We start from the raw sequence: 25,364 nt of genomic DNA on the forward strand, positions 1-25,364 counted from the left end.
AAACATTTTCACAGCTTTTGTCGAAACGGTGCCTCCTCCCGCGTCATAGGGGAAACCGAGGAAGGAGAAGGTTATGACCGACAGACAGTCTATCGAAAATGAAATCAATGCCATGTTGATCGCCCGGGCAGAGGCGTTCGCAAGCAAGGACGCGGCGGGGGCGATGTCCTATGTCACCGACGATGTCGTACACTATTCCCTGGCCGCGCCGCTGGGCACGAAAGGTAAGGATGAGAAGGGTCTGCAGGCCTGGTTCGACACCTGGCAAAGCGGGGTCGGCGGCGATGTCCGCGATGCAAAGCTGACCATCGGCGACAATGTCGCCTTCTGGACCGGCTTCGTCAACATGAGCGGCACCAAGACTGATGGTTATAAGGTCGATCTCTGGTACCGCCTGACGCTCGGTCTGGTAAGGATGCCTTCGGGCTGGAAGATCGCGCATGAGCATGAATCGGTGCCCTTCGCCATGGATGGCAGCGGTCTCGGCCTGTTCAATCTCAAGCCTTGATTGCGACCATCACGCGGACTGGCGCAATCCTCTTTCGGCGTTTACTTTGCCTGCGGTGCAATCGCAGGCAAAGGTTTGACATGCCGCTCAACAGACTGCTTATTTACGCCAGGAACATGGAGGCGACGGCTCTTTTCTACGAGAAGCATTTCGGCTTCCAGCGACGGCAATTGCCTGGCGACCGCATTCTCGAACTTGTCGCGCAGGACGGCGGCGCCAACATTCTGCTGCATCCGGCGGCCAAGAGCCAGAAGAGCGGCGGCCAGACGATCGTCAAGCTTAGCTTCGATGTCGAAGACGTCGAAGCCTTCTGCGCCCGAAGTGCCGGGAACGGGCTTGAATTCGGCCCGATTCATCAGGCCGACGGCTACTCTTTCGCCAACGCCAAAGATCCCTGCCTGAACTCCATTTCGGTTTCCAGCCGTGCCTTCCGCAAGGTCGATTGATGGCCGCTTTTTATGACAGGATCGGGCCCCAGCAAAACAATTGACAGCCGTCTGCAAACCCGCATAATCTTTCGTACACATACGATCTAAGGAGCCGGAGAGCTCCGTATGGGGAATGAGCCCTCTGGGGTTCTGTTTACGTCCGATTTTGCGTCGACATAGGTTCAAAACGAAAACTGGGGAACGCCAAATGACCAATTCGATCTTTTCGGCAGGCTCTGCCATCACGCGCCGCACGGCGCTCAAGACCATGGCCGCGGGTGCGGCGACACTGATCGCCTCACCCTATGTTGCGCGCGGCGCGGAAGGCGGCACGATCAAGCTAGGCGCGCCCTTCCACCGCACCGGCATCGGCGCCTCCTACGGCCGCTGGTATGAGCGCACCGCGCAAGCCGCGGTCAAGCTGATCAACGATGCCGGCGGCATCAACGGCATGCCGATCGAGATGATCGTCGAGGATGACGGCACCGATCCCAAGCGCGGCACCGAGGTGGTCGAGAAATTTGCCACCGAATACAAGGTCGATGCGATTTTCGGTCACCTGTTCTCGCATGTCGTTGCTGCGGCCGGCCCGCGCGCCGGTGAACTCAAGGTGCCCTATCTCGTCTGTTCGGAAGGCCATCAGCTCGCCTCGGGCGGCCTGAACCGCTATACCTTCCAGCCGGGCATCACCGATGTGAAGTCGCAGGTGTCGTCGATGGCGCCGTGGATTTCGAAGAACCTCGGCAAGAAGGTCACGATGATCTTCCCCGACTATGCCTTCGGCCACGATCATCGCGACTATTTCTCCGCCGCGATCAAGGCGCAGGGGGGCTCGATTGCCGGCCTGATCCCGATCCCGCCGACGGAAAGCTCGTTTACCCGCTATTTCCCGCAGATCCCGGCCGAGACCGAGGTGATCTACCATGTCATGGTCGGTCCGGCCGTTCTGACTTTCGTCAAGGAACTCGGCGATCATTTCGGCAGTTCGCGGCCACAGATCTTCGGCTTCATCGACTCGCTGGAAGCCGTCGATCTCGCCACACCGCAGCTCGATTATCTCGACGGCACCTATTTCTGGGAAGCCTTCCCGCGTTATGCGCAGAAGGACCAGACCGAGTTCGACAAGTTCTACCGCGAAAAGGTCGGTCTCGACGCCAATGGCGCCAGCGCCAGCGATCCCAAGGACATTTCGACCTATTCCCATATGTTTTCGACATGGGAAACATTGTTTGTGATCAAACAAGCGATGGAGATGGCGAAGTACAAGGGACCAGAGCAGAAGAAGGATTTCATCGTCGCGCTGGAATCGCTGCAGAAATTCCCGGAAAGCAACGAGCATCCGCAGGGCGAAAAAGTCTTCGACGGCAAGACCCACCAGGTGTTCGGCAAGCAGCACATTTCCAAGGTCGAGAACACCAAGCTGACCGTCGTGCACACGACCTCGATCGAGGACGGCATGTACGAGCCCGAAGTCGACTATACCAAGATGGACCTCTGATTTCGGAACACGATCCAGCCTCGCCGGCTGCAATGCTGGCGGGGCAATCCCGTTCGCCTGCCGAAAGTGCCGTCGCTCATGGGTCTTGGCCCCTATCTCTTTCTCGCAATCCTGGAAGGCCTGGTGCAGGCATCGGTGCTGACCGTGACGGCTGTCGGCCTGTCGCTGGTCTTCGGCGTCATGCGTGTGGTCAATGTCGCCCATGGCGAGTTCTTCATGCTCGGCGCGGTCTTCGCCTGGTTCCTGTCGAGCCTGTTTCCGGACAATCCGGCGCTCGGCTTCGTCCTGGCGCTGATCGTCGCGCCATTGCTGGTGGGCGCCATCGCCTACGCCACCGACAGGCTGATCCTCAAGCGGCTGAGCTATGATCCCGAGGCGACGATCGTCGCCACGATCGGCCTGCTCTACATCCTCCAGCAATCCGCCCTGATCTTCTTCGGACCGGACGCCAAGGCCGTCGAGCCGCCCTTCTACTGGCGCATTCGCTTCCCCTGGTTCGGCTATGATGGCTATAAGCTGTTCATCATCGCCGCTGCGATCGTCCTCATGCTCGGCGTCTGGTTTATGATGCGCCGCACGAAGATCGGCCTCGTTATGCGCGCCACCCAGCTCGATCGCGAGACGGCGCGGGCTTTCGGCATCGATGTCGACAGCGTCTCCGCCACCGTCTTTGCCTTCGGCGGCATGCTGGCCGCCATAGCGGCCGTGCTGGTCGTGCCGATCCAGCAGGCGCATTACCTGATGGGCCTCGACCCGCTGTTACTGTCCTTCATCGTGGTGATCATCGGCGGCCTCGGCAGCCTTCCGGGAACGGTGGTCGCAGCGATCCTGATCGGGCTGTCGGATGGCATTCTATCCGTATTTTTCTCGCCGACGCTGGCGAAAATGGTCTCGACGCTGCTCGTCGCGCTCGTGCTGGTGATCCGGCCGAACGGACTGTTCGGAAAGGCCGAGCGATGACCCCGGCAATCGCGCGCCGCAACTTCATTCTGCTCGTCGTCGTGCTGGCAGCACTGTTCCTGCTGCAATTCGTCGTGCCGGATTATTATGTGCTGACGATCACCCACATGATGACGCTCGCCGTCTTCGCAGTCGGCTACAACATGCTGCTCGGCTATGTCGGGCTGATGAGCCTGGGACACGCGATGTTCTTTGCCGCCGGCCTCTATGGCGCCGGCCTGCTGACCTATCATTTCGGCATTGCGGTGCCATTGGCTTTCCTTGGCGGCGTGATCGCCGCTCTGCTCCTGGCCTTGGTCATCGGCTCCCTGTCGCTCCGCACGCAGCGTGTTTCCTTCATGATCGTGACGCTGATGTTCTCGCAGGTCGGCTTCCTGATGACGCTCTATTTCGCCGATGCGACCGGCGGGCAGGATGGCCTGAAATTGCCGCATGCGGCCCGCAGCTTTCAGTTCGCCGGCCTGACCTTCGATCTCACCAACGAAATCGTCCGTTTCAATCTCGCCTTCGGCCTGCTGCTGGTGGCGCTGGCCATCTCCTTCTTCGTCCTTGTCAGCCGTCGCGGCCGCATCTTCGCGGCGATCCGCGAAAACGAAGGCCGCACCGAAATGCTTGGCTTCAATGTCTTCGCCGCCAAGTTGGAAGCTTTTCTCTATTCCGGCGCCATCGCCGGCGCCGGCGGGGCCGCCTACGGCCTGCTGGATGGCTATGTCGGCTCGACCTTCGCCTCGATCCAATATTCGATCGAGGTGCTGCTGTTCACGCTGCTGGGCGGTGCCGGCACATTGCTTGGACCAGTGATCGGCGTCGCCCTGATGACGACGATGATCGACCGGTTGAGCGAAGTGACCACGGCTTATCTACTGGTCGTCGGCGTGATGCTGATCGTCCTCGTCATCTGGTTCCCGAAGGGCATTCTCGGCACGATCCGCGAGAGGTGGCTGCCATGGCTGATGTGATCCTGAGGACGGAGGGGCTGAAGCGCTATTTCGGCGGCTTGCACGCCGTCGACAGCGTCGATTTCACCCTTGAGGAAGGCGAAATCCGCGCCATTATCGGCCCGAACGGCGCCGGCAAGACGACGTTCGTCAGCCTGCTCGCCGGCCGGACGCCGGTGACCGACGGCCGCATCACCTTCCGCGGCGAGGACATCACCCGCCTGCCGGCTTTTCGGCGCGTGCGGCGCGGCATCGCCTACACATTCCAGATCACCAACATCTATCCAAAACTCACCGTCGCGGAGAATATCCGCATGGCCACGCTCGGCCGTACCCAGCGAGGTGACAAGGTCAATTTCGAACGCGAGACTTTGGCAGCGCTCGATGCCGTGGAACTGGCCCACCGTGCCGATATCCGCGTTGGCGAACTCGCCTATGGCCACCAGCGGCTTGTCGAAGTGGCAATGGGCCTGGCGCTGTCGCCGACACTGCTCATTCTCGACGAGCCGACGCAGGGCCTGTCGGATTCCGAGGTCGCCAATTTCTGCAAGCTGGTCAAACGCATCTCCACCACCGCTACGATCCTGCTGATCGAGCACAATATGGATGTGGTCATGCAGCTTGCCCACCGCATCACCGTGCTCAATCGTGGCCGGACACTGGCTGAGGGAACGCCCGCCGAGATCAGCGCCAATGCCGAAGTCCAGGCCGCCTATCTGGGGACGGGCTCATGATGCTGAAGGTGGAGGGCTTCGATACTTATTACGGTGAGTTGCAGGTGCTGCGCGGCTTTTCGATCTCCGTCGCCGCCGGCGAGATCGTCTGCCTGCTCGGCCGCAACGGCGCCGGCAAGACCACCGCGCTCAAATCCATCCTCGGCCTCGTGCCGCCGCGGCGGGGCAGGCTGGTGCTCGACGGAGCGGATCTGACAGGGCTCTCGGCAGAAAAAATCCCGCGCTCCGGCATCGGCTATGTGCCGCAAGGCCGACGCTTGTTCAAGGAACTGACGGTGCGGGAAAATCTCGAAGTCGGCCTGATGACCCGCAAATCCGGACCGGACGTGCTTCAGCGTGCTCTTTCCTACTTCCCGGCGCTTGCCGAACGCATGGGCCAGCGCGCCGGCACGCTGTCCGGCGGCGAACAGTCCATGGTGGCGATCGCCCGCGCGCTCTGCGTCGCACCCAAGCTGATCATGCWCGACGAGCCGACCGAAGGCCTGATGCCCTCGATGATCCAGGCGATCCGCGATGTCGTGGCCAGGCTGCGCAACGACGGGGTGGCCGTTCTGCTGGTCGAGCAACGCATCGACGCGGTGCTGCCGGTGGCCGACCGTATCGCCTTCATGGAGCAAGGTGTCGTGCGGGCAGAATATGGAGTGGACGCTGTGCGGGCGGACGCGTCGTTGGTGCAGAAATATCTGGGCGTGGGGCACTGATAGCATTGACTTGACTGCCACCATAATGGTGACATATTGACATGGACAAAAGCCGACCGACTTATGATCTGGAAGCAATCAAAGCGACGCTTGGCTCTGTCGAAACGCTGGCCATGACGTCGACGGCGCTTCGTGATGCAATCGGGCTAGGTTTTGATCGGGCGGGCGTCGCAGCCACCATATCGGGCATCGATCGGCGAATGTTTTACAAATCGATGACGACCTTCGCCGATCATCGTGTCTGGCAGGATGTTTATCATATACCAGCCGAGGGCATGGTCCTCTATGTGAAGTTTCAGTCTGACGTGGTCACCGAATTCAGGGTCATGTCGTTCAAGGAGAGATCGTGATGCAGCAACTGAGCAGGGAGTTGCCGGAGACGATGGTTTCGCCGGAGAACGGCGAATTGCTGCATCGTGGGGTGCGGCCTTTCCTGGTCACATACAAGAGCAAGAGTGTTACGGTTCAACTTCCCGGCTACTATTCGGAAGCGAGCGATGAAGGCGTTCATGTTGGCAGCGATATGTCGGTTACGGACGCAGCGCTTCGTCAACTCAAGGAAGAATTAGAAGGTATTCCGTCGCCCTCCACGATCAAGCGCGTCCGGAAAAAGCTAAAGCTTTCGCAGCGTGAGGCCGGCGGACTTTTGAAAGTTGGTGAGAATGCATTCGACAAGTACGAGCGAGGCCTTGTCGAGCCCAGCGGCCCAACCAGCCAATTGCTGCGGCTATTGGATAAGCACCCGGAGCTTGTCGAAGACTTGCGCTAAATCTGCGGCGTCGACAACAGCCATAGCCCGAACCCGGTATAGAACACCATCAGCGCCGCCAGCGGCATCTGGCTGAGGATCGCCTGCCGTGGGGTTGGAAACAGCCTCATCGCAATCAGATGCGCAATGACGATGCCGATGACATGGCCGAGCGTGATGAATATCGTCTCTAGATCGAAAATCCAGGTCACGCCATCGAGCGTGTTGAGGAACGATGTCGTGGTTTGCCAGTGCGCCGTACCGAACAGGTTCCAGCCAAGCGCAAATGGGTCGCTGACTGCAATCAGCGCATTCTGCCCGTCAATAAGCACGCTGGTGAGATAATGCGCGCCCTGGAAACCGACGGCGATCGGGACGATTGAATAGACGAGCCGTCCGGCCGCCTCCCGCCAGATTTCCCATCTGCCGGCAAGCGCACAGCCGACTATCACCGCGGCGAGAAAGACAGCCGCAAGCACCGCGAACATGCCGATCAGTCCGAACGTACCGGACACCATGACGGCGCTGCGGCCCGGAAATTCCAGCGGATTGACGCCGATCTCGCCGAGCCAGAGGAAGGTGCGCGACAGCCCATCGAACGAGACGGTGGAGAGGGTCAACAGGACGAAAAGCACGCCGGTGAGCGGTAGTGCGGTATGCGTCACGAGGCTCATACCTGGCCAGACGAGGTCGATCCCGGTGCGCGCCATGCCTTCCGCCTGCCGGTGAAAGGGAGAGAGCCGGCCAACCAGGCTGAGGAGTATCGAAAAGGGCTCGGCGCGTCCCATCCACACGGTTTCACCGAAGATCAGCGCGCCCGCCAAGTTGAAGAACCAGTAAAGGAAGATCACGCTTGCCAGCCGGGTCGGGTCGCTCGGCGCCGGATCGACGAGCTCGAACCAGGCGAAAGCGGCGAATTGGGCGATGGCGATGAGATGGCCGAAGCGCCGGGGCAGATCGGCATGTGGGACGGGATTGAAGCGGCGGACGAGTGCGATCGGTCCCGACCAGGGATTGAGTTGCGGCCAGAGCGATCCCGTGATCGCCTGCAGCACGGTGAAACATACCCACCAGACGGTCCAGAACATCGTCGGCAGCGGATTTTCAACCGGGTCGCGGGTACCGAAGGTGCCGGCCAGGAGAAGGATCGCGAGGAGCACGAAAGAGACCAAGCTGGGGATGGCTGGCGGGACATTCAGGATCATTCCGAGCCGCAGATGCCCGCCGGCGACCGATTGCGTCAGCCGCGCCGGAGTGAGCGCCAACAGGAAGAATGAAGCGGCGACGGCAAAAGCTGCGCCGAGGAGATAGTAACCTGTCGGCAGAAGCAGGATGATTGCAGCCTCGCCGCCATGCGCGAAAGCGAGGGTGGGGAGCGAAAGGAGGGCAAGAGCAAGTGGGAGGCTTATCGCGGTGCGGAAGCGGCTCCCTCTGGGGTGACATGGTGATGGAAGGAAGCCGGACAGGTCATGCCGATCGACCAAGCCAAACCACCCCCACCTCATTCCGTCGCGCCTCGCACCCGCGTTGCCGCGTCCTGCAAATCCGCCCAGGGCGCCTTGCCCGGCGCAAACCTGGCCCTGAGATAAGCGGCGAGATCAGCCAGTTGCCGATCACTGAAACTCTGGGCAAAGCCGGGCATCGACATGATCTCGACCTGCTCCGCCTTGGCTTGCCGCGCCAGCCGGGCAGGTGCTTCTGTACCATGAAGGATGGCCTGCAATACGTTGTCCGGCTTGTCGCTGTGAAGTGCCGTGTTGAGCGCGAGGTTGGCGAGCGGCGTCCCATCCGTATGGCAGGCGGCGCAGGCGCCGTCAAAAATCCTGGCACCTGCCGGCTCGGCGAGGGCCGCCGCCGTCTTTGCCTCGTTGGCGGCGGTGATCGCCGCTTGCTTCTGTTGTAACGCAGCATCCACCGACATCGGGCTTGCGAGGTAAGTCGCCATCGCCCTTATGTCCTCATCGGGCAAAGCCGAGAGCGACTTCACCACCTCAGTCATCGGACCATTGGCGCTGCCATGGTCACTGGAATGTCCATCGCGAAGATAATCGAACAGCGCCTGCTCCGTCCATCCAACCGGCCCCGTTGTCGTCCCCAAGATGGCGGGAGCCTCCCAGCCATCGGCGAAACCGCCGGCGAGATGTGCCTTGCCGGTCAGTTCGGCGCCGACGAGATTGCGCTCGGTATGGCAGGCCGAACAATGGCCAAGACTTTCCACCAGATAGGCGCCGCGGTTCCAGGCTTCGCTCTTGCTGGTATTGCTGACGCTGGTCGGCCGCAGGAACAGGGTGTTCCAGCCGGCCATCAGTCCGCGGATGCTCAAGGGGAAATAGAGGTCGGATGCCGGCGGCTTGTTGGCGGACGGTGTTTCGGCCATCAGGAAGGCGTAGAGCGCCTGGATATCTGCCTCATCGGCATTGACGAAGCTGGTATAGGGGTGGACCGGATAGAGGTGATGGCCGTCGCGCGACACGCCTTCCCGCATCGCCCGTTCGAAGGCGGGATAGGACCAGGCGCCGATGCCGCTCTTCACGTCCGGCGAGATATTGGCGGCGACCACGCGGCCGAACGGCGTCTCGAATACTCGGCCGCCAGCGAAGGCAGTGTCATCATTGCCCACATGGCAAATATTGCAGGCACCCACTGCTGCAGCCAGCCGCCCGCGCTCGATCGTCGCCGTGCTGAAGGCGCCAGGATCGGGCCGCACGATCTCCGGATAGGCAGGGCGGATCGGCGACATGACAGCCAGTCCGCCGGCCGCAATGCCCGCCAGGCCGGTTATACCGAGGCCGACCTGCCACCAGCGTCTGGTCCTGAACTTTGTCGCCCGCGCCTTTTCCCGCTTGCGGCCTTCAAGCGCCTCCAGCACCCGGTCCGGCGTCAGCGGCAATTCGCGGAAGCGGATGCCGGTGGCGTCATAGACGGCGTTGACGATCGCGGCCGCACTCGGCACCGAAGCAGATTCGCCCGCACCGCGCGGCTCTTCGTTCGGACGCGGCAGCATCAGCACATCGATATCAGGGACTTCCGGGAAGGTCAGGATCGGATAGCCGCCCCATTCGACACTCTCGACCTCGGTCCTGGAGAAATCCACCTTTTCCTTCAGCACCCGGCTGACCGACTGGATGACATTGCCGTGGATCTGATGCCGCACGCCATCCGGATTGATCATCATGCCGGTGTCCTGGCCGACCGTGACGCGGGTGACGGCGATCTCGCCTGTCTTGCGGTTGACGGCAACATCGGCCACCCAGGCCGACCATGCCGCTGGCGTGCCGGGAAATCGTCCATGCACGTAAAGCGCATAGGCGAAGCCGCGGCCATAGAGCAGATCGCCCTCGCTGCCCTCGGAACCCCAGTGGTTGCGTGGCGTCCATTTCGCCCGTTCGGCGACGGCGTGGACGAGATCGATGGCGCGCGGATCGGTCAGATAGCGCAGCCGATATTCGACGGGATCGACGCCAGCCGCCGCGGCGAGTTCGTCGATGAAGCTTTCATGCGCAAAGGAATTCGGCAGGGCCGAGACGCCGCGGAACCAGGAGGCGCGGGCAATCGGCGGCATATCATGCACCTGGATGCGCATATTGCCGAAAGCATAGGGCGGGATCGCAGTGCGGTCGCCCATCTCCATCGTCTCATTGCCGCGGATCTTTCCGGTCAGCACCAGCGCCAGCGTCGGCGCGAGGTTGGACGGATAGCGCGTCTCGAAATCATAGCCGATCGGCCCGCCTTCGAGATCGAGCCCACCGCGCACGTCGATGACCTGGCCCGCACCCTTCGGCTCCCAGGCATGCTCCTGCTCGCGGCTGAGCTGCACGCGTACCGGCCGGCCGACGGCGCGGGAGAGCAGGGCGGCATCGGCCGTGACATCGTCGGCGCAGTTGCGGCCATAGCAGCCCGCCGCCTCCAGCCGTTCGACGACGATGTCATCCTCGGCCATATCAAGCAATTGCGCCAGGTCGCGCCGCATCCAGTGCGGGTTCTGCGTGCCCGACCACGTGGTCAGTCGGCCGTCGCGCCAGTCGGCGACAGCACAGGAGGGGCCGATCGAGCCGTGAATCTGATAGGGCCAGACATAGGTGCGCGACATGGCCGGCGAAGCCGTTGCCAGTGCCGTGTCGATGTCGCCCTGTTCCCTAAGCAGACGGGTCTTCAGTGTGGGATTGTCGCGTAGCGCCTGCTCGACGTCGCTGAGGTCGGGCCGCTCCGGCTGCTCCCGCCAGAGCACTTTGAGCCGCTTCATCGCTTCGACGGCATTTTCTTCGCGCGTGGCGACGACGCCGACGAAATCGCCGACCGCGACCACGCCGACCAGGCCTGGAATATCGGCAACCGAGCTTTCGTCGACCGAGATCAGGCTGTCACCGACCATCTCGCCGTGATCGAAGCCGGCATAGGGCGGGCGGACGACGCGGCCGTGCAGCATGCCGGGCACGCGAACATCATGCACATAGGTCCATTCACCCAGGGCCTTGGCGGCGATGTCATTGCGGCGCTGGGCCTTGCCGACGACCCGATAGGCTTCTACCGGTTTGATCGGCACATCCGGATCGATCTCGATCCTTTCATGTTGGCCGGCGATCAGGTCCGCATAGCGGATCGACCAGTCGCCATGATGAATGACGCCATTCTCGACCGTGAAGCCATTGGTCTCGATATTGCGCAATTGCGCTGCCTTGCCGAGCAGATGCAGGCGCGCCGTTGCTGCCGCCTGTCGCAAGGGAATGGCCGAGATCTGGATCGTCTCGCTGGCAATCGTCGGCCCCTGGTCGGGCGCGGCCGAGGTCGTGCCGAGCACCAGTCGCACCTGCTCGAAAGCCACGTCGAGCTCTTCGGCGACGACCTGGCCCAGTGCTGTGCGGATTCCCGTGCCAAGATCGACATGGCCGTTGAAGGCACTGATCGTGCCATCCGCATGCATGGCGAGATAAATGTCCGGCTCGTTGGATGTGCCGGGCCGGACGACGAGCAGGATGTCAGGCGCTTCGAGATAGTGTTCACGCGGTGTTTCGCGAAGGCTCATGTGGCAGGCCTCATGAGCTCGGCGGCGCGGCGGGCGGCGGCGAGGATTTCGATATGCGTGCCGCAGCGACAGAGATGCCGGCTGAGCGCCTGCCGGATCTCATCCTCATCCGGAGCGGGATTGCGATAGAGCAGGCCCACTGTGGCGACGATCATGCCGTTCAGGCAATAGCCGCATTGCGCCGCCTGCATTTCGATGAAGGCGCGCTGGACCGGATGCGGCTCGGCCGCTGTCCCAAGGCCTTCGAGCGTGATGATCTCGCGCCCCTCGACGGCTGCGACCGAAATGGTGCAGGAGCGTACCGAACGGCCGTCGACCAGCACGGCACAGGCGCCGCATTCACCGAGGCCGCAGCCGAATTTCGGTCCGTTGAGCTCGAAATCATTGCGCAGAATGTAGATCAGCCGCGTATCGGGCGTGACATCCAGGGTGCGGCTCTCGCCGTTGACAGTCAGCGAAATCGGCCGCGTCTTCATGGGCAGCATCCCGCCGGCACGGCATCGGCCCGCAAGCCCCTGTCGCGCGGATGACCCATTTTCACATTCCCCATTGGGCTTTTGCTGTCGATACCCATTGCCGGCATCTTATCCAACGCTCGTTGGTATGCAAACGAATATTGTGGTCCGCTTTGCCGCCGACGCCTATGTTTGGTGAGCCCAAAACGGACATCCACAACAGGCAAATCCACCGCTCAAACAACGTTCAACAAATCTTTTTCAACAGCTCCAGCAGCATCATCCGCTCAGCCGACGTCAACGGCGAGAGCGTTTCGTCCGTCACCGTCGCAGCAGTCTCGATGTTGCGGGCGATCGTGCTCTGGCCATCGTCTGTCAGCGACAGCACCAGCCGCCGCCCGTCCTTCGGGTCCGCCTCGGTCGTCACCAGTCCGCGCGCCACGAGCCGGTCGACCACGCCCTTGATGGTGGCGACGTCCATCGCGGTTTCTCGGCCGAGCTGATTCTGCGAACTGGGCTGGATTTCCCGCAATTTTGAGAGAGCCGCCCATTGCGTCGTCGTCAGCCTGTCGCCCATCATGCCGGAGAAGATGGCCACATGTCGTTGGTTCGCCTGGCGCAGCAGGAAACCGATCTGACGCTCGACGTGGTATTCTTCGCCGTTCGGCTTTGCATTGTCCGCCGGCTCTACACTCTCGTCCATGGTATCCATCGGCATTCCGGTCGTCATTGCCATCTGCTGAAGGAGTGGTTTAATGGGCGGAATTCATTTGTCAACGAAGCATCGCGATCCCCAATGGATTGCTTGACAGAAGGCGAAGTGAGTCCGATACTCGTTTGCATACAAATGAAATTGTCCAGATCGACAAAGGCAGGAGTTTCGGGATGGTCAAGCAGGTCGTCGAAGCCGCCGAGAACGGCAAGATCCGTTGCGATGCCTGTCCGGTCATGTGCTACATTGCCGACGGCCGGGCCGGTGCCTGCGACCGTTACGCCAATCAGGGCGGCGAACTGATCCGCGTCGATCCACTGACTATCATCGAAGGCACGGTTTCGGCCGGCGGCAAGGTCGTGCCCTTCATGCCCGACGAGCCCGGCGAGGACTGGAACGGCGACCTCGTGCATGCGCGCAAGCCCTTCGTCACCGCCGTTGGCGCCGGCACCACCTATCCGGACTACAAGCCCGCGCCCTTCATCGTTTCGCAGAAGCAGAACGGCGTCGATATGGTGACCGTGGTCACCGAAGGCATCTTTTCTTATTGCGGCGCCAAGGTGAAGATCGACACCGACCGCTTCCTCGGCCCGGAAACGGCGGCCGTGCGCGTCGACGGCGAGGCGATCGGCCATGTCATGACCGGCGAATATGGTTCACAGATGCTGTCGCTCGGCGGCGTCCATCATCTGACCGGCGGCTCCAAGAAGGAGGGGCGCGTCACCTGCGATGCGCTGTTAAGACTCTGTAACAGCGAACCCGTCGAACTGACGATCGACGGCGGGGCCAGCATCGTCGTCCAGGCCGGCAAGGCGCCTGTTATCAATGAGGTCGAGGAGCATCGCATGCGCGTCGGCTGCGGATCAGCCACCATCGGCATGTTCGCCCGCCAGTGGCGGGACATGGTCGATGAGGTCGTTGTCGTCGACGACCACATTACCGGGGTGCTTTCCGAGCACCAGGCCGGCAAACTGCTCAACATTCCGTCGACCGGGATCAAGATCAAGGGCCGTCGCTCGACCCCCGGCCGCTATTTCCAGGTCGCCGAACCTGGCACTGGCTGGGGCGGCACCAATATCGCCGATCCGCTGACGATTCTGGGCGATTTCGACCCCAAAGTTGCCTATCCGGGTCTCCGGATGCTGATGGTGTCGACCACCGGCGAGCAATATGGCTACTATATCCTCGATGAGAACCTGAAGCCGCAACTGCAATCCGTGCTGCCCGCGCCGATCCAGGAATCCGTCGAAATCATCGCCGAGAATTGCGAGCCGGCGCTGTCGACGGTGCTCTTCATGGGCGGTGCCGGCGGCAGTCTGCGCGCCGGTGTCACGACCAACCCGGTGCGGCTGACCCGCTCGGTGCGAGAAGCGCTGACCCACGTCTCCTGCGGTGGTGCACCGGCCTATGTCTGGCCCGGTGGCGGCATCACCGTCATGGCCGACGTGACCGAAATGCCCTCCAATTCCTTCGGCTATGTGCCGACGCCGGCGCTGGTGGCGCCCATTGAATTCACCATGCGACTCGAAGATTATCGCGCGCTCGGCGGCCATATGGAGGCCATCGTGCCGATCGAGGAGGCGCTCGCGCTGGCCGAGCGCAAGATCGCTCCGGTCTCGCATGGCGCCTGGCCGACGGCGGAACAGAATTTCAAATGGGGCGCGTGAGCCTCGGTAAGAGTTGAATGATGATCGGCCCGACTGCCCAGTTTATCGACGGTGACCAGAACGGACGGCTGCACCTGCAGCACGGGCCGATCGACCTGATCATCGGCGTCGACGGGGCGATCTCGCTGGAGCTCGAAGCCTATTTTCGGCACCATGCCTTTGCGCTCGCCAACCGCCGCTTCAAGACCATTTTGGAAGAGCTGGTTGCCGAACTGCCGCTGCTGAAATCCCAGATGCGTCGCGATAGCGTCGAGCCAAAGGGCACGACTGCGCAGCGGATGATGGCGGCGGTCAGGCCCTATGCCGAAACCCATTTCATCACGCCGATGGCGGCCGTGGCCGGCGCTGTCGCAGACGAGATCCTGGCTGCCATGCTGGCCGGCTTTCCCGCCGACCAGCGGCCGGCCCGCATCTATGTCAACAATGGCGGCGACATTGCCCTGCATCTCGATCAGAATGCCGAATTCCGTGTTGGCATGGCGCGCGAAGACGGTGCAGCGCTCGGCGCTTTCGTCGTCGCAGCAGATCATCCGATACGCGGTGTCGCTACGTCGGGCCGCGGTGGCCGCAGCCTTTCGATGGGCATTGCCGATTCCGTCACCATCCTTGCCCGCGATGCCGCCGCCGCGGATGCCGCGGCCTCGCTGGTCGGCAATGCCGTCGACCTGCCGCGACATCCAGCCATACGCCGCGCCCGCGCCGTCGACGTGATCGATGACAGCGACCTTGGCGAGCATCTGGTGGTCACCGGCTGCGGGGATCTGAGCCGCGAGGACTGCGAGGCCGCACTTGCATCGGGCGCCGCAGAGGCGGAGCGCTTTATCGCTGCAGGCCTTATCCATCGCGCCGGTCTTTTCCTGAAAGGTCACGGCCGGGTGGCCGATGGCCTCGCCGCTGATGGCCCGGCCATTGATGCCGAGATTTCCCTTCCGGAGACGAAACGCTATGCCTGAACCAAAAATCCGTAAGATCTTCACCTCCGTCGAGGAGATTTTTCACGAGGGCGGGCCGGTGGTCGACAAGCCGCTCAAGCGCGGTGCGGTGGTTGCCGTCATCGAAAATCCGTTTGCCGGCCGCTATGTCGAGGACATCACCGGCTTCATGAAGGACCTGGAGCCGCTCGGCCTCGACATGGCCAATCGTCTGGTTGCCGCGCTTGGCGGCGACAAGAATGTGGTCGAAGGCTATGGCAAGGGCGCCATCGTCGGCACGGCCGGCGAACTCGAACACGGCGCCCTCTGGCATGCGCCGGGCGGCTACAGCACGCGCGCCGTGCTCGGTGACGCCAAGGCCATCGTGCCGTCAACCAAGAAGGTCGGCGGTCCAGGCACAAAGCTCGACGTGCCGGTGACGCATATCAATGCCTCCTATGTCCGCAGTCATTTCGACTCGATCGAAGTCGGCATTGCCGACGCGCCGCGCGCCAATGAAATCCTGCTGGTTCTGGTGATGACCACGGGCGCCCGCGTCCACAATCGCGCCGGCGGCTTGAAGGCCGAAGACATCAAGGGTGAGGACGGCCTGCGGTGACCGGCCTGCGTGCCGAAATCCGCAAACTCGCTGTTTTCGTCGAGGAAACGCATGGCGAGATGGGGCAGGCGGTCTCGCCACCCACCCGCAAGGCCGCAGCCGTGGCCGTCATCCGCAATCCCTTCGCCGGCCAATATGTCGACGATCTGAGCGCACTGATCGACATCGGCGCCGAACTCGGCGGCCTGCTCGGTCGCAAATGCGTCGAGGCGCTGGGCATAGCGCCGGGCGAAGCGCAGAGCTATGGCAAGGCGGCAATGGTCGGCGAAGATGGCGAACTCGAACACGCCGCCGCCATCCTGCATCCTTCGCTCGGCAAGCCGTTGCGCGAGGCGGTCGAAAAGGGGGCAGCCCTCGTGCCGTCATCCAAGGCGATCGGGAAACCTGGCGATATGCTCGATATCCCGCTCGGGCATAAGGATGCGGCCTATGTCCGTAGTCATTTCGACGCGATGCGGGTTTTTCTCAACGATGCGCCGCGCGCCGGCGAGATTATGGTCGCTGTCGCCGTGACCGATAGCGGCCGGCCATTGGCGCGGATCGGTGGGCTGAAGGCCAGTGAAATCGAAGGCAAAGACGGCTTGAGATAACAGCTTGACAGCTCTGGCTTTCGCGGTCAATTTCATTTGTATACGAATGAATTCTGGGAGTCATCATGTCCGAATTTCGAGAGGAATCCGAGGCTCAGCAGAGCCAGGTCGCGGGCATCGATGTCGGCGGCACCTTTACCGATCTTGTTCTGTTCGATGCCGCGCATGGCACGGTGCGGCTCGCCAAGGTGCCGACCACGCTTCCCAACCAGTCTTTTGGCGTGCTGGACGCGCTGGATGCGGCCAAGGTCGATATCGCTGCCCTCGACCTCATCGTCCATGGAACAACCACCACCACAAATGCAGTGCTGGAGCGCAATCTCTGCCGCACCGGCCTGATCACCACGATGGGCTTTCGCGATGTGCTGGAACTCGGCCGCCGCACCCGTCCGCAGCCCTATGGCATGAAGGGCGAGTTCCGGCCGATCATCCCGCGCGACCTTCGACTCGAGATCCCTGAGCGCATGGATGCCGCGGGCAAAATCCTGACGCCGCTGGACGAGGATGCGTTGAAGGCCGCCTTGCAGACGCTGATCGACCGCGACTGCGAAGCCCTGGTCATTCATTTCCTGCACGCCTATGCCAATCCGGCACATGAACTTCGCGCCGCCGAACTGGCGCGGGAAATCTGGCCGAACGACAATATTACCATGGGCCACGCGCTGCTTTCAGAGAGCCGCGAGTTCGAACGTGGCGTCACCGCCGCAGTCAATGCCTCGGTGCAGCCGCTGTTGCGCCGCTACGTCGAACGTCTGGCCGACCAGTTGGCGAGCCGCGGCTACAAGCATGACGTGCTGGTGATGAACGGCAATGGCGGCATGGTCTCGGCCCGCCATGTCGCGGTCGAGGCGGCGAAGACCGTGATGTCAGGCCCAGCCTCGGGCGTCATGGCCGCAGCCTATACCGGCCGCCGCGCCGGCATCCCCAATCTCATCACCTATGACATGGGTGGTACTTCGACGGACGTGGCGCTGATCCGCGATGCCGAACCGGCTGTGTCGAACGAGATCGAAATCGAATATGCCATGCCGATCCATGTGCCGATGGTCGATGTCCGCACCGTCGGCGCCGGCGGCGGCTCGATCGCCCGCGTCACGGCGGCCGGACTGCTGCAGGTCGGGCCGGAAAGCGCCGGCGCCTCGCCGGGGCCGATCTGCTATGGCCGAGGCGGCACGCGGCCGACCATTTCCGACGCCAATCTGCTGCTTGGCCGGCTCAATCCGGCGCGGCTGAATTCGGTGCCGGGCGGCATGTCGCTCGATGACATCAGGTCAATCTTCCAGAAGGAGTTGGGTGATCGGCTCGGCCTCGATGCGACCGGTGCGGCCGATGCCGTCATCCGTATCGCCAATGCGCGCATGTCGGATGCGGTGCGCATGGTCTCGGTCAGCCTCGGCGAGGATCCGCGCGATTTCGCACTGTTTGCCTTCGGTGGGGCAGGGCCGCTGCACGCCTCGGCCATTGCCCGCGAACTCGGCATTCCCAGGGTGCTGGCGCCGTCCCGGCCAGGGATAACCAACGCTCTAGGCTGCGTCGTCGCAGACCTCCGGCACGATTTCGTCAACACGGTCAACCGGCCGCTCGCGGTGGTCGATATCGCTGCCGTGCATGCGCTCTTCGCCCGGCAATCGGAGGAAGGCAGGCGGCTGATCGGCAAGGAAGCAGTTGCGATCAGCGAAATCCGAGAAATCTGTTCCGTCGACATGCAGTTCATCGGCCAGACGCATTTGCTGCGCGTGCCGCTTCCCGGTCCGACGCCGAGCGTCGAGGAATTGCAGCAGCGCTTCGAAGAAGCCTATTTCAACCGGTTCCATGTCGAACTCAACGAAATCCGCGCCAATCTCGTCAACGTCAACACATCGGTGATCGGCCGACGCGCCGAAATCGACCTTTCCGTACTGATCGATCCCGCGGGCCGTAAGGCGACGCTTGTCGAGGCCGAGACCGGCCGCCGCCAGGTCTGGTTCGGACAGTGGATCGACACGCCGGTCTATTGGCGCGACCATCTGCCGCCCGCTGCGGCCATTTCCGGTCCCGCGATCATCGAGCAGATGGACACGACCATCATCATCGAACCCGGCGACCAGGCGGCGCAGGATCATGACGGTAATATCATCATTACGGTCGGAGGTGCCACATGACGCTCGATCCCATCACGCTTTCCGTCATCCAGTCCGGTCTGCAGCAGGTCTGCGACGAGATGGACCTGAGCTTTTCCCGCGCCGCCTTCTCGCCCGTCATCGCCGAAGCCAATGACCGCTCCGACGGCATCTATTCCGCCGTCGACGGTTCGCTGATCGCCCAGGGCTCGGCAGGCCTGCCGGTCTTCGTCGGCACGATGCAATATTCCACCCGTGTGCTGATCGAGATGATCGCATCGGGCAAGGCGGCGGCACCCAAGCCGGGCGACATTTATATCGTCAACGATCCCTATCTCGGCGGCACGCATCTCATGGACGTGCGTTTCGCCATGCCGGTCTATCGCAATGGCGAAATCTTCTGCTGGCTTTCCAATACCGGCCATTGGCCGGATACGGGCGGAGCGGTGCCCGGCGGCTTTTCCGCCTCGGCGACATCTGTCGAGCAGGAAGGGCTGCGCCTGCCGCCGGTGCGGCTCTTCAAACAGGGCCTGCTCGACCCCGAAATCTACGCGATCATCTGCTCGAATATCCGCGTCGCCGACCAGCGCATCGGCGATGTCAAGGCGCAGGCAGCGGCACTGCTGGTGGGCGAGAAGCGGCTTGCCCGCATTCTCGACCGCTATGGCGACGACACGGTGAAGGAGGCGATTGCCGAACTGCGCAAGCGCGCCGCCGAACAGATGCGTGCCAATTGCCGGCTGATCCCGGACGGCGTTTACAAGTCAGTCGCCTATGTCGACAGCGATGGCGTGGTCAATGTGCCGCTGGAAATTCGGCTCGCGATCACGGCAACGGATGGCGTGCTCGATTTCGACTTCACCGGCTCGTCAAAACCCTGCGCCGGGCCGATGAATTCCGTGCTGGCGACAACGCTTTCGGCCGTCTATCTCGGCATGCGTCACATCTTCCCCGACGTGCCGATCAGCGCCGGCGCCTTCGAACCGCTGAGAGTCATTCGGCCGGAGAGCACATTCCTCGACGCGCAATATCCGCGGCCGGTCTCGGGTTGTGCCGCCGAGGTCAGCCAGCGCATCGCCGAGGCCGTGTTCCTGGCTTTGGTCGAGGCGTTGCCGGATCGGGTGACGGCGGCGCCCGCTGGCAGTTCCGGCAATTTCGCCCTCGGCGGCCATGATCCGGAGCGCAACCGCGGCTTCGTCATGTACCAGATTTCCGGCGGCGGCTATGGCGGCAATGCCGATCACGACGGGCTGGCGAACGGCTGCTCGACTATTGGCATTTCCAAGGCGCCGCCGGTGGAGATCATGGAACAGCAGTTCCCGGTTCTCTATCATCGCTACGCGCTGCGAGAAGGCTCCGGCGGGGCTGGAAAACATCGCGGCGGCTTCGGCCTCGACTATGAGATCGAACTGCGGCGCGGCGAAGCCACTGCGAGCTTCGTCATGGACCACGGCCGCTTCGGCCCGCCCGGCGTGCTCGGCGGCAAGGACGGCCGGCCGAACACGGTGACGGTTTGGCAGGGGGACAAAGCGCTTGTGCCCGAACATCTCTCCAAGGCGCAGGATATTCCGATGAAGCCTGGCGATCGTGTCCGGGTGGGTACGCCGGGCGGTGGCGGCTATGGCGATCCCATGAAACGCGATCCGGAGGTCGTGGCCGAGGATGTACGGCTGGAGCGGTATTCTCCTGAAGAGGCGAAGGCGTATTTCGGGGTGGTTGTTGGCGCTGATGGGAGCGTGGATTTGGGGGCAACAAGGGGGCTGCGCGGCCAATAGGGCGCGTTTGGGCGTTCTCTTACCCCTCGCCAAGCGCGACTAAGCGATCGGCTGCGCCTCTCCCGGCCTTGCAGGTGAAGAGCAACCCCGGCAGATGAGATTATGGCAGCCTCAATCCTCCGAGTACCGCTCCTCCCGCCACGGATCGCCATACATGTGATACCCGTTCTGCTCCCAGAACCCTGCTCTGTCGCCCGCCATCACGTCGATCCGCCGCAGCCATTTGGCGCTTTTCCAGAAATAGAGATGCGGCACGACCAGCCGCATCGGGCCGCCATGGTCGCGGGTGATCGGCGTGCCTTCCCAATGGGTGGCGAGGATGGCGTCTTCCGAGGCAAAATCCTCGAGCGGCAGGTTGGTCGTATAGCCGTCATAGCTCGTCAGCATTACGTGCGTCGCTTCCGGCCTGGGCATGGCGAGGTCGAGCAGGTCGCGGGTGGAGACGCCCTTCCATTCGTTGTCATAGCGCGACCATGTCGTGACGCAGTGGATGTCGCTCAGCTTTTTGCTCTGCTCCAGCGCCTGGAATTCCGCCCATTTCAGCGTCAGAGGCGTCTCCACGAGGCCACGGACTTCGAGCCGCCAACTGTCRGTCGAGACGGATGGCGTCTGGCCGAGGTCGAGCACCGGCCAATTCTTCACCAGGTGCTGCCCGGGCGGCAGTCGCTCGGTTTCGGGGCGGGATATACGTCCGGTGAGGAATTTGTGCTCGGTCGCCCAGCGGCGCTTTGAGGTGGTCAGCTTGCTGTCGGCGGGCGTCTGCTCTTCGCTCATATCCGTCTCCCTTGGCATCATGGAATGCAGACTATGCTCGCATCGGACTGTCAAGTTCCAGCACTGTCACGGCTCGCACGATCGTGCACGTCCCTCAGTCCATCTGCGACATGTCAAGACAAAAGCTAAGGAACTTTTGATTTTTTGATGAGTTGTCCTGCCAGTGAAATTAGCGGTGAACGGCCGAGAAACCTCGCCGTTCAAGGAGAAAAACATGATCGCACGCGTTGTGTCTGCGGCCATTGTCAGTGTCGCATTTATGTCCGGCCTTGCCCAGGCGCAGGACATCGCTCTCGCAAAGAATTCCATGCGTCTCTTCGGCGGACCCTCGATGAATTATCCCCGCATCGGTCTCATAACCTGGGGGCAGGGCCTCAAGGTGCTCGGCTGTCAGGATAAGGGCTGGTGTGAGGTGATGGCGGATGGTCAGCGCGGCTGGGTGCCGGCGGCCAAGATTGTCTATCCAGGCACACCGGAAAACCGCATGCAGAGCGACCAGCCGCTCGACCGCGTGACGCTCTGAAGCCGGCATGTTCAATTCGTCCTGAAACGCGTGACACCCGCTCGATCATCTTTATAAATGGCTGCATTCATTGAGCCATTTGGGAGGGAGACATGCGTTTCGAATTGATGTTGCCGCACCATGTCCGCCAGGCGATCGCGGAAAACTGGCCGGTCGTGCTGCAATTGGGCGTGCTCGAATATCATGGCGAGCACATGGCTGTCGGAATGGATACGCTGGCAGTGACCAAGATCATCGACATCCTCGAACAGGAGATGCCAATGGTCGTGATGCCCGCTTATTATTACGGCGCCGCAAGCTATGCTGTCGCTAGCCCCGCAAAGGGCTCGTTGCATGTCGACGCCGAGGCGGTCATGCCGATGGCCAAGCAGATCTATACGGGCCTGCTCCGGATCGGCTTCCGCAATATCCATGGCTTCATCCACCACCAGACGGAGAATTTCGAGGTCGGCATGCCGACCGATCTGGCGTTCAAATTCGCCGCGCGCCAAGCGATTTTCGCATTCATCGAAAAAGAGCGCGGCGAGGGCTGGTGGGGCGATGAGACGCTTGCTGATTACTATGCCAAACAGGCTGCTGGATCCGATCCGTTCAACTGGATCAAGACACATCCGCTGATGACGGCGGACATCCGCGCGCAATACCCCTTCGATCACGCCGGCATCGGCGAGACGTCGCTGATGCTGTCGCTCTGCCCGGAAGCAGTGGACATGGCGCGTTTGTCGGACGGCGACTGGTTCACGCGCAGCGCCGCGCAGGCCTCCAAGGAACTGGGCGACAAGGGGCGTGACCTGATCCTCGATCATCTTCGACACGTCCTCGCTCCCGGCTCTTGAACCTTTGCGCAGCTGCCGGAAGTATTAGATTTTGCTAAATAAATTTCTTTTTAAGAGATTTATGCGACTGTCGCGGGAATATTTCCTCGCCGCGTTAAAGCAGCTTTCCGTCAGGGGTGTCACGGTCGCGTAATGTCCAGCGAAACAAAAATTAAAAGCGGTGACCGAGGCCGTCTGCCGCGCTTATTTTCGTTGCATTATCTGCCGGCATTCGTGGCGATCGTCGCCATGGTCGGCATCATGGTTTATGCGGACCTGCAGAACCAGTCGAGTGCACGCGCCGAGAAGCGCGCCAAGGCGTCGGAACAGATCGGCCTGCTTCAGACCAAGATCGAGGACAGCATTCAGGTCGATGTCGAGGTCGTGCGCGGCCTGGTCGGTGCGCTCGAAGTCAATCCCGACATGGACCAGGCGCACTATTCCGAGCTCGCCAGGCGTGTGCTCGACGGCAAGACGCAGTTCCGCAACATCGCGGCAGCCCCCGGCTTCGTCGTTCGCATGGTCTATCCCTTCGAGCCGAACAGATCCGTGATCGGCCTGGACTATCTGAAGAATGATGCCCAGCGTCCCGCGGCGTTGCAGGCGCGCGACACCGGTCGCGTCATCGTAACCGGCCCTGTCCGCCTGATACAGGGAGGCGAAGGTCTGATCGCGCGGTTTCCGGTAACGAGCATGCAGGCCAATGGCGAACCGCGCTTTTGGGGAATTGTCTCGGCGGTCATCTCCTTACAGTCGCTTTACCACCAAAGTGGGCTTCTCGGCGTCGACCCGTCGCTTGACGTCACGCTGACCACGATCTCGCGCGATCAGGTGTCGAACCGGCTGTTTTACGGCAAGCCGGATGTCATGACCCGCGACCCCGTGCGCACGGTCGTGCGCGTCGGACATGAAGATTGGTTGATCGCTGCTGCCCCCAAGGATGGCTGGGACCTGCCGATGATCGATGTCTGGCGCTTCCGCCTCATCCTGCTGTTCGGTGAATTCATCATCATCCTGCCGATGATCTGGGCCGGACGGCTGATGGAGGAGCGTCAGCGCAACATGCGCACGCTGGAGCAGCGCGACGACCAGATGCGCCTGCTCTCCCATCGTCTGCAGATCGCGCTCGAGACCTCCAAGATCGGCATCTGGGAATTTGACATCATCGCCGACAAGCTGATCTGGGACGATCGCATGAAGGATCTCTATGGTGTCCCGCCGGAAAGGGCGATTGCCGTCTATGAGGACTGGGAACGCGCTCTGCATCCCGATGATCTCGTACTGGCGAAACGCAAATTCGCCGATGTGATCGCGACCAATGGCGAATATCGGGACCAGTTTCGTGTCGTTGCCCGCGATGGCTCCATTCGCTACATCCGCGCGATCGGCACGACCTATGCCGATTCTCGTGGCGGCAAGAAGATTGTCGGCGTCAACTGGGACGTGACGACGGATATCCATCTGCAGGCCGATCTCCGCGACGCCAAGCTCAGGACCGACCAGCAGAACCTCGAACTGGAAAAGGCGCGCCTGCGCATGGAGAGTGCCGCTCTCCATGATGCACTGACCGGGCTGCCCAATCGGCGCTATCTCGACCAGATCATGGTGGAAATGGACGAGGCCGACCCCAGCCTGCCGACCACCGTCCTGCATATCGATCTCGACCGCTTCAAGGATATCAATGATACGCTCGGCCATGCCGCCGGCGACCTGATCCTCAGGCACGCCTCGACCACGCTCGGCGAAAGCATTCGTCCGGGTGATTTCATCGCCCGCATCGGCGGCGATGAATTCGTCATCATTTCGCGCGAGCCTGCCGGCGCCGAGGACTATACCGAAATCGCGGCGCGCCTGATCGATGCGATCAGCAGGCCAGTCGACTATGAAGGCCATGAATGCCGGGTCGGCGCCAGCATCGGCATCGCCACGCGCAGCCATGACGAGAAGCTCGATCAATTGTTGGTCAATGCTGACATCGCCCTCTACGAGGCCAAACGACGCGGCCGCAACCGCGTGGAAAAATTCTCCGACGCGCTCAAGCTCGCGGCTGTGAACACCAAGAAGACCGCCGACGAGATCCTGCGCGGACTCGAGCAAAACGAGTTCGTGGCCTGGTTCCAGCCGCAGTTCGACGCCAATAGTCTGGAGATCGTCGGCATCGAGGCACTGGCGCGCTGGGACCATCCGTCCAAGGGTGTGCTTGCCCCCGACGCCTTTCTGAAGATCGCCGAGAGTATGAAAGTGGTTTCGGCGATCGACGACGTCGTGCTGACCCAGGCGCTGCTGCAGCGTTACAGGCTGGAGGCGAACGGCATCAACATACCGAAAGTGTCGGTCAATGTCTCCGCCCAGCGCCTGCGTGACGAGACGCTGATAGACAAACTGAAAGCACTCTCGTTCCAGCCGGGCACGCTCTCCTTCGAACTGCTTGAATCGACGTCCTTCGACGGCCATGACGGGGAACTCATCCCGCAGATAGACAGGATTCGCGCCTTGGGCATCGATATCGAGATCGACGATTTCGGCACCGGTTATGCCTCGATCGTGACCTTCCTGAAACTCACGCCCCGACGGCTGAAGATCGACCGTCAGCTGATCGCCCCGATCATCGAGTCCACTGAGCACCAGCGCCTGGTGCGCTCGATCATCGACATCGGTCGGGCGCGGGGAATCGAGATCGTTSCCGAAGGCGTCGAGACGATGCAGCATGCCGCCATTCTGCGTGATCTCGGCTGCCAGGTTCTGCAGGGTTACGCCCTCTCCAAGCCGCTCAGCCCGGCGGAACTCCTGACTTTTGTCAGGGAGCGTCGATGGCTCCAGCGCCCGGCCAGCCTGGCGAGTTGATCCCAGACCGAGTTGCCGTCGGGCCTGCACGGCATGAAAATA

Annotated in this window: 23 protein-coding genes; 18 read left to right on the forward strand and 5 right to left on the reverse strand. The window is 62.0% G+C overall.

What is annotated here, in order from left to right; genetic code table 11:
* The first annotated feature begins 73 nt into the window (after positions 1-73).
* The 9 genes from AC1DYF_RS15100 to AC1DYF_RS15140 all read left to right on the forward strand — a co-directional run bounded on the left by AC1DYF_RS15100 (position 74) and on the right by AC1DYF_RS15140 (position 6,536).
* Positions 74-508 (forward strand): YybH family protein, encoded by a 435-nt coding sequence (locus AC1DYF_RS15100; protein WP_477877543.1) that lies wholly within the window; start codon positions 74-76, stop codon positions 506-508.
* 80 nt (positions 509-588) lie between these two features.
* Positions 589-954 (forward strand): VOC family protein, encoded by a 366-nt coding sequence (locus AC1DYF_RS15105; RefSeq protein ID WP_477877544.1) that lies wholly within the window; start codon positions 589-591, stop codon positions 952-954.
* Between the two features lie 190 nt (positions 955-1,144).
* Positions 1,145-2,434: an ABC transporter substrate-binding protein gene (locus AC1DYF_RS15110; protein ID WP_477877545.1), complete on the forward strand. Its 1,290-nt coding sequence runs from the start codon at positions 1,145-1,147 to the stop codon at positions 2,432-2,434.
* Between the two features lie 78 nt (positions 2,435-2,512).
* Positions 2,513-3,394 (forward strand): branched-chain amino acid ABC transporter permease, encoded by an 882-nt coding sequence (locus AC1DYF_RS15115; RefSeq protein ID WP_477877546.1) that lies wholly within the window; start codon positions 2,513-2,515, stop codon positions 3,392-3,394.
* Positions 3,391-4,353, forward strand: coding sequence for a branched-chain amino acid ABC transporter permease (locus AC1DYF_RS15120; protein WP_477877547.1), 963 nt, complete (start codon positions 3,391-3,393; stop codon positions 4,351-4,353). The genes AC1DYF_RS15115 and AC1DYF_RS15120 overlap by 4 nt, the downstream gene beginning before the upstream one ends.
* Positions 4,341-5,066 (forward strand): ABC transporter ATP-binding protein, encoded by a 726-nt coding sequence (locus AC1DYF_RS15125; protein WP_477877548.1) that lies wholly within the window; start codon positions 4,341-4,343, stop codon positions 5,064-5,066. Before AC1DYF_RS15120 ends, AC1DYF_RS15125 begins: the two co-directional genes overlap by 13 nt.
* Entirely contained in the window at positions 5,063-5,767 is a 705-nt protein-coding gene (locus AC1DYF_RS15130; protein ID WP_477877549.1) for an ABC transporter ATP-binding protein, read from the forward strand. The genes AC1DYF_RS15125 and AC1DYF_RS15130 overlap by 4 nt, the downstream gene beginning before the upstream one ends.
* Positions 5,768-5,808: 41 nt before the next feature.
* Complete coding sequence (locus AC1DYF_RS15135; protein WP_477877550.1) at positions 5,809-6,117, forward strand: type II toxin-antitoxin system MqsR family toxin; 309 nt, start codon at positions 5,809-5,811, stop codon at positions 6,115-6,117.
* Positions 6,117-6,536, forward strand: a complete 420-nt coding sequence (locus tag AC1DYF_RS15140; protein ID WP_477877551.1) for a type II toxin-antitoxin system MqsA family antitoxin — start codon at positions 6,117-6,119, stop codon at positions 6,534-6,536. Before AC1DYF_RS15135 ends, AC1DYF_RS15140 begins: the two co-directional genes overlap by 1 nt.
* On the opposite strand, the gene AC1DYF_RS15145 is transcribed toward AC1DYF_RS15140, so the two are convergent.
* The 4 genes from AC1DYF_RS15145 to AC1DYF_RS15160 form a co-directional block, all read right to left on the reverse strand.
* Positions 6,533-7,999: a hypothetical protein gene (locus AC1DYF_RS15145; protein WP_477877552.1), complete on the reverse strand. Its 1,467-nt coding sequence runs from the start codon at positions 7,997-7,999 to the stop codon at positions 6,533-6,535. The genes AC1DYF_RS15140 and AC1DYF_RS15145 overlap by 4 nt on opposite strands.
* 17 nt (positions 8,000-8,016) lie before the next feature.
* Complete coding sequence (locus AC1DYF_RS15150; protein WP_477877553.1) at positions 8,017-11,538, reverse strand: molybdopterin cofactor-binding domain-containing protein; 3,522 nt, start codon at positions 11,536-11,538, stop codon at positions 8,017-8,019.
* Positions 11,535-12,014 (reverse strand): (2Fe-2S)-binding protein, encoded by a 480-nt coding sequence (locus tag AC1DYF_RS15155; protein WP_477877554.1) that lies wholly within the window; start codon positions 12,012-12,014, stop codon positions 11,535-11,537. Before AC1DYF_RS15155 ends, AC1DYF_RS15150 begins: the two co-directional genes overlap by 4 nt.
* Positions 12,015-12,240: 226 nt before the next feature.
* Positions 12,241-12,696 (reverse strand): MarR family winged helix-turn-helix transcriptional regulator, encoded by a 456-nt coding sequence (locus AC1DYF_RS15160; protein ID WP_477877623.1) that lies wholly within the window; start codon positions 12,694-12,696, stop codon positions 12,241-12,243.
* A 182-nt stretch (positions 12,697-12,878) separates the two neighbouring features.
* Here AC1DYF_RS15160 and AC1DYF_RS15165 point away from each other — a divergent pair, with 182 nt between their 5' ends.
* The 6 genes from AC1DYF_RS15165 to AC1DYF_RS15190 all read left to right on the forward strand — a co-directional run bounded on the left by AC1DYF_RS15165 (position 12,879) and on the right by AC1DYF_RS15190 (position 20,366).
* Entirely contained in the window at positions 12,879-14,372 is a 1,494-nt protein-coding gene (locus tag AC1DYF_RS15165) for a 6-hydroxynicotinate reductase (RefSeq protein WP_477877555.1), read from the forward strand.
* A 20-nt stretch (positions 14,373-14,392) separates the two neighbouring features.
* A complete protein-coding gene (locus AC1DYF_RS15170) occupies positions 14,393-15,325 on the forward strand; it encodes a UPF0280 family protein (RefSeq protein WP_477877556.1) in 933 nt (310 codons plus the stop codon).
* Positions 15,318-15,902, forward strand: coding sequence for an amino acid synthesis family protein (locus tag AC1DYF_RS15175; RefSeq protein ID WP_477877557.1), 585 nt, complete (start codon positions 15,318-15,320; stop codon positions 15,900-15,902). The genes AC1DYF_RS15170 and AC1DYF_RS15175 overlap by 8 nt, the downstream gene beginning before the upstream one ends.
* A 5-nt stretch (positions 15,903-15,907) precedes the next feature.
* Positions 15,908-16,492: an amino acid synthesis family protein gene (locus AC1DYF_RS15180; protein WP_477877624.1), complete on the forward strand. Its 585-nt coding sequence runs from the start codon at positions 15,908-15,910 to the stop codon at positions 16,490-16,492.
* Positions 16,493-16,557: 65 nt separating this feature from the next.
* Positions 16,558-18,633: a hydantoinase/oxoprolinase family protein gene (locus AC1DYF_RS15185; protein ID WP_477877558.1), complete on the forward strand. Its 2,076-nt coding sequence runs from the start codon at positions 16,558-16,560 to the stop codon at positions 18,631-18,633.
* On the forward strand, positions 18,630-20,366 hold the full coding sequence (locus tag AC1DYF_RS15190) for a hydantoinase B/oxoprolinase family protein (RefSeq protein ID WP_477877559.1): 1,737 nt from the start codon (positions 18,630-18,632) through the stop codon (positions 20,364-20,366). The genes AC1DYF_RS15185 and AC1DYF_RS15190 overlap by 4 nt, the downstream gene beginning before the upstream one ends.
* Positions 20,367-20,477: 111 nt before the next feature.
* Here the strand turns inward: AC1DYF_RS15190 and AC1DYF_RS15195 are convergent, their stop codons facing one another.
* A complete protein-coding gene (locus tag AC1DYF_RS15195) occupies positions 20,478-21,140 on the reverse strand; it encodes a sulfite oxidase-like oxidoreductase (RefSeq protein ID WP_477877560.1) in 663 nt (220 codons plus the stop codon).
* Between the two features lie 214 nt (positions 21,141-21,354).
* Here AC1DYF_RS15195 and AC1DYF_RS15200 point away from each other — a divergent pair, with 214 nt between their 5' ends.
* From AC1DYF_RS15200 to AC1DYF_RS15210, 3 genes are all read left to right on the forward strand, one after another.
* A complete protein-coding gene (locus AC1DYF_RS15200) occupies positions 21,355-21,663 on the forward strand; it encodes an SH3 domain-containing protein (protein WP_477877561.1) in 309 nt (102 codons plus the stop codon).
* Positions 21,664-21,755: 92 nt separating this feature from the next.
* Positions 21,756-22,499 (forward strand): creatininase family protein, encoded by a 744-nt coding sequence (locus AC1DYF_RS15205; protein ID WP_477877562.1) that lies wholly within the window; start codon positions 21,756-21,758, stop codon positions 22,497-22,499.
* Positions 22,500-22,631: 132 nt separating this feature from the next.
* Positions 22,632-25,322, forward strand: a complete 2,691-nt coding sequence (locus AC1DYF_RS15210) for a bifunctional diguanylate cyclase/phosphodiesterase (protein WP_477877563.1) — start codon at positions 22,632-22,634, stop codon at positions 25,320-25,322.
* Positions 25,323-25,364: the final 42 nt, after the last annotated feature.

This window comes from Rhizobium sp. P2_G9 (genome assembly GCF_056403475.1).

Bases quoted from the DNA above. Each gene is read 5' to 3' on its own strand.
- AC1DYF_RS15105 (WP_477877544.1), top strand. From the start codon at position 589: ATGCCGCTCAACAGACTGCTTATTTACGCCAGGAACATGGAGGCGACG.
- AC1DYF_RS15155 (WP_477877554.1), bottom strand. From the start codon at position 12,014: ATGAAGACGCGGCCGATTTCGCTGACTGTCAACGGCGAGAGCCGCACC.
- AC1DYF_RS15200 (WP_477877561.1), top strand. From the start codon at position 21,355: ATGATCGCACGCGTTGTGTCTGCGGCCATTGTCAGTGTCGCATTTATG.
- AC1DYF_RS15120 (WP_477877547.1), top strand. From the start codon at position 3,391: ATGACCCCGGCAATCGCGCGCCGCAACTTCATTCTGCTCGTCGTCGTG.
- AC1DYF_RS15135 (WP_477877550.1), top strand. From the start codon at position 5,809: ATGGACAAAAGCCGACCGACTTATGATCTGGAAGCAATCAAAGCGACG.
- AC1DYF_RS15115 (WP_477877546.1), top strand. From the start codon at position 2,513: ATGGGTCTTGGCCCCTATCTCTTTCTCGCAATCCTGGAAGGCCTGGTG.
- AC1DYF_RS15140 (WP_477877551.1), top strand. From the start codon at position 6,117: ATGCAGCAACTGAGCAGGGAGTTGCCGGAGACGATGGTTTCGCCGGAG.
- AC1DYF_RS15150 (WP_477877553.1), bottom strand. From the start codon at position 11,538: ATGAGCCTTCGCGAAACACCGCGTGAACACTATCTCGAAGCGCCTGAC.
- AC1DYF_RS15175 (WP_477877557.1), top strand. From the start codon at position 15,318: ATGCCTGAACCAAAAATCCGTAAGATCTTCACCTCCGTCGAGGAGATT.
- AC1DYF_RS15125 (WP_477877548.1), top strand. From the start codon at position 4,341: ATGGCTGATGTGATCCTGAGGACGGAGGGGCTGAAGCGCTATTTCGGC.
- AC1DYF_RS15100 (WP_477877543.1), top strand. From the start codon at position 74: ATGACCGACAGACAGTCTATCGAAAATGAAATCAATGCCATGTTGATC.
- AC1DYF_RS15110 (WP_477877545.1), top strand. From the start codon at position 1,145: ATGACCAATTCGATCTTTTCGGCAGGCTCTGCCATCACGCGCCGCACG.
- AC1DYF_RS15185 (WP_477877558.1), top strand. From the start codon at position 16,558: ATGTCCGAATTTCGAGAGGAATCCGAGGCTCAGCAGAGCCAGGTCGCG.
- AC1DYF_RS15190 (WP_477877559.1), top strand. From the start codon at position 18,630: ATGACGCTCGATCCCATCACGCTTTCCGTCATCCAGTCCGGTCTGCAG.
- AC1DYF_RS15170 (WP_477877556.1), top strand. From the start codon at position 14,393: ATGATCGGCCCGACTGCCCAGTTTATCGACGGTGACCAGAACGGACGG.
- AC1DYF_RS15160 (WP_477877623.1), bottom strand. From the start codon at position 12,696: ATGGACGAGAGTGTAGAGCCGGCGGACAATGCAAAGCCGAACGGCGAA.
- AC1DYF_RS15165 (WP_477877555.1), top strand. From the start codon at position 12,879: ATGGTCAAGCAGGTCGTCGAAGCCGCCGAGAACGGCAAGATCCGTTGC.
- AC1DYF_RS15205 (WP_477877562.1), top strand. From the start codon at position 21,756: ATGCGTTTCGAATTGATGTTGCCGCACCATGTCCGCCAGGCGATCGCG.